This is a genomic window from Myroides pelagicus (assembly GCF_009711055.1).
Lineage (GTDB): Bacteria > Bacteroidota > Bacteroidia > Flavobacteriales > Flavobacteriaceae > Flavobacterium > Flavobacterium pelagicum.
Map to the genome: position 1 here is coordinate 1 of NZ_WMJY01000071.1, position 3,322 is coordinate 3,322.

General features: G+C 33.4%; 3 protein-coding genes. 2 read left to right on the forward strand and 1 reads right to left on the reverse strand.

Annotated features, from left to right (window positions below):
• Positions 1 to 104 precede the first annotated feature (104 nt).
• The gene (locus GJV77_RS14490) at positions 105 to 1,007 is read right to left on the reverse strand and encodes an Omp28-related outer membrane protein (RefSeq protein WP_162521643.1); all 903 of its coding nucleotides are present in this window, start codon (positions 1,005 to 1,007) and stop codon (positions 105 to 107) included.
• A 122-nt stretch (positions 1,008 to 1,129) separates the two neighbouring features.
• On the opposite strand from GJV77_RS14490, the gene GJV77_RS14495 reads away from it, so the two are divergent.
• Positions 1,130 to 1,618 carry a TlpA family protein disulfide reductase gene (locus GJV77_RS14495; protein ID WP_155037047.1) on the forward strand — a complete coding sequence of 163 codons (489 nt, stop codon included), beginning with the start codon at positions 1,130 to 1,132 and terminating at the stop codon, positions 1,616 to 1,618.
• Positions 1,619 to 1,622: 4 nt separating this feature from the next.
• On the forward strand, positions 1,623 to 3,272 hold the full coding sequence (locus GJV77_RS14500; protein WP_155037048.1) for a DUF6029 family protein: 1,650 nt from the start codon (positions 1,623 to 1,625) through the stop codon (positions 3,270 to 3,272).
• Positions 3,273 to 3,322 lie beyond the last annotated feature (50 nt).

Below are 3,322 nucleotides of genomic sequence, written 5' to 3' on the forward strand. Positions count from 1 at the left end.
CAGAGGGTCCTTGGTTCGAGCCCAAGAGGGGGAGCAAATATCAAAAAGCCAGACATTTTTGTCTGGCTTTTTTGTTTTTTAAGATTTAGATGTCTTTATAAAACTTATTTTATTATTTCGTAATCTTGCTTTGTGTTTGCTTTTGCCTTTTGAGAGTTTAATACAGCTCCATTGTTATTCATGATTACGACTACGACACTTGAATTTTCAATATTTTCTACAGTAAATTGATCTAGCTCTACTGTTAGTGTAGTTTCTTTGTTTTTTAATGTTTGTGATGATGGTATTATAGTTCCTAGAAACGTATCTGCTGCTCTTAAGACATGATTATGGATGAAGTCATTTTCCCATCTTCCACTCCCATTTTTGTTTCCATATAACGGAGTTCCGTTGTATTGTCTTTGTTTTAAACCATCTTCTATGATATATACACTATATTTGATGTCTTGATTAAAATCTTCAGCGAATTTAACGGAGAATGTTACCTGTCCTTTGGTGTTTTTTATATCAGAGTTTATTTTGATTCCGACAATTGAACTAGTTTTTAGTTCTCCTCTTTTTCTGATACTTTCAAGAGTTTTATCTTCATTAAGCTCGTCTTTTTCACCTGTTAGATTAAAGAAGGCATTTTCTATTCCCCATACGTTTTTATTTCTATTCCAAAATAGAGCAGGAAAGTAAGAGGCACGTGTTGCTTTTATAAAGTCATTAACGTTATGTACTTTAAAGGGATCTTTAATTCCTCCAAAGTTATCGTGTACTGCGACAGAGATATATTTGTCTTTAATTTCTGTTTTTTCCAATTCTTGTAGTATAAATGCTCCATATGGGCAATATGTACAGCTAATGGACGTGTATTCTTCGAGTAGTGCCTTGTGCTTGAAGGCATAGTCTCCGATAGGTTCTTTAGGGGTAATTACTTCCTCTTCACTTGATGATGAGCATGACGTTAAAGTGATTACTGCTGTTATTGCCAGTAGTAATTTAAGTACAGTTGTTTTTTTCATAATTTTTAACATTTGATTTTATTTTTACTTAGTGTTGGTAATTATAATTTCTTAAATTATACACAAGTATATTAAAAAATTCATATATATTTACCGGTATGTTTTGATTAAATTAACTAATTATGAAGAAATTATTTGTATTGTTTATTTTTTGTTTTCCAATGTTTGTTTTTTGTCAGCAATTGGAATTATCAAATATTGTGTTAAAAAACTTAAGTGGTAAAGAAGTAAATATTAGTGATTACTCTAAAAAGGAGGAGCCAGTTATTATTAGTTTCTGGGCTACTTGGTGTGGGCCTTGTTTAAAAGAACTATCAGCAATTCACAACGTTTATGAGGATTGGCAAGAAGAAACAGGTGTTGAGTTAGTAGCTGTTTCAATTGATGATGCAAAATCTATTAAACGTGTTAAGCCATTAGTGGATGGTAAAGGCTGGGATTATCAGGTTTTGCTTGATGAAAATCATGAACTTAAAAGATACATGAATGTCATCAATGTTCCTTTTTCTATTGTGGTTTATAGAGGAGAGATTGTTTATAAACACATGAGTTATACTCCTGGTGTTGAAAAAGAGCTGTATAAAAAAATTAAGAGTATTATAAAGAAATAGGATTATGCGATACATTGTTTTATGCTTTTGTTTTTGTTTAACGGTAACTAAAGCTAATGCTCAACTAAGAGCTGGGTTTGAAAATAATTCACAATGGTATGTGGATGATAATAAAATAAAGTTGTCTACTATTGATGCTGAGGAGCGTTTTCGTTCAAATTCTTATTTGAAGGTTGATTATGATTTTCGTAAATGGACTGTTGGAGTACAGTTGGAGGGGTATATGCCTAAAGCTTTGTTGAATTACTCCCCTGAATATGATAAGGTGAATATAGGTACTGCGTATATTAATTACCGTGATTCAAATAGGGGTATTGATATTACTGCAGGGCATTTTTATGAACAGATTGGTAGCGGGCTACTTTTTAGAGCATGGGAAGATAGACAGTTGGGGGTCAATAACGCTGTGTTGGGTCTTAATGTTAAGTATGATTTAAATAAATGGGGGAAAGCTATTGTATTTGGTGGGAAGCAACGTGTGGGTATGGGGTTTGATCTTTCTAAGTCGTATTTGTTCGGTGCTGATTTTATGGCGAATTTAGAAAACTTGTTTGGTTGGGAAGAGAATGTTTTAGCTGTAGGCGTAAGCTATTTTGGAAGGTCAATCGAGGAGAGTAATGAGAACAAAGGTTATGGTAATTTTAATTCTAATTTTGCAGTAAGGGCGGATTATAGTTATGGTGGTTTTTATTTTGGTGCAGAATATGTGAATAAAGGTGAAGATTATATAGCGTATCGAAATGTTGTTGATTATTCTAGTAAGCAAGGAGGGCAGGCGTTGTTAGTTAATGCTGGTTATTCTGAGAAAGGAATGTCGGTTGCTCTAAACTTAAGACGTATTGAAAATATGGGGATTTATTCTGAAAGAGAATTAACGGGAAATATATATTTACAGGGTGTGGTGAATTATGTTCCAGCACTAACAAAGCAATATGATTATTCTCTTCAAAATATTTATGTTTATCAAGCACAGCAGTCCTTAGACTTTTTTGGCGCTAGAAGTGGTGAAATTGGTGGGCAGCTTGATTTTTTCTATAGTTTTCCTAAGAATAGTACTATAGGTGGTAAATATGGTACTAGTGTTTCGTTGAATGGTGCTTATTTTTCAGGATTGAAGTCTATTGTTAATTATAAAGAGGGGCGAATAGATTCGGACTTTTTAGGCTTCGGAGAAAAATATTACCATGACTTAGGAATTGAGATTAGAAAAAAATGGACTAAAAATTGGTCGTCTGTGTTTATGTATCTTGATCAGTATTATAATGCACGTGTATTATTAGGTAAAATTGAAGATGTGAAAACCAATATTGTAAGTGCAGAGACTACTTATCAGTTTTTAGATAATAAGTCAATTAGACTTGAGCTGCAACATATGTGGGCAAATGCTGATAAAAAGAACTGGGTAGCGGGTACTGTTGAATTTGCATTAAATAGTAAGTGGTCTGTTTATGGTAGTGATATGTATAATTATGGGAATGATGATTCTGAAAAACAATTGCACTATTATAATATAGGTACAAGTTACACTAGAGGAGTGACGCGTATATCGGCATCTTATGGTAGGCAAAGAGGAGGTTTGGTTTGTGTAGGAGGTGTTTGTCGTTATGTATCGGAAGCTGCGGGGTTGACAATAGGGGTAACTACATCTATATAAAATCAAAGTAGTGAAAAATTAGTTGTTGGTTTGATTAGTAGGGGTCCGCG